Annotated in this window: 1 protein-coding gene; it reads left to right on the forward strand. The window is 58.9% G+C overall.

Annotated features, from left to right (window positions below; all coding sequences use genetic code 11):
* The coding region (locus J5M66_RS26805; RefSeq protein ID WP_207810224.1) for an SNF2-related protein at positions 1–241 on the forward strand (241 nt) is incomplete at both ends.

The raw sequence follows: 241 nt of genomic DNA on the forward strand, positions 1-241 counted from the left end.
TTTTGCTGCGGCGCAAGAAGGATCAGGTCGCCACCGAGTTGCCGCCGAAAACCGAGATCATCCACTGGGTCGAACTCAGCGATGGTCAGCGCGACGTCTATGAGACGGTGCGTGTGGCGATGGACAAGAAGGTCCGTGACGAGATCACTCGCAAAGGCGTGGCACGCAGTCAGATCATCATTCTCGAAGCATTGCTCAAGCTGCGCCAGGTCTGCTGCGATCTGCGCCTGGTCAACGACGC

This window comes from Pseudomonas sp. 67(2021) (genome assembly GCF_017491835.1).
GTDB classification, from domain to species: domain Bacteria; phylum Pseudomonadota; class Gammaproteobacteria; order Pseudomonadales; family Pseudomonadaceae; genus Aquipseudomonas; species Aquipseudomonas atacamensis.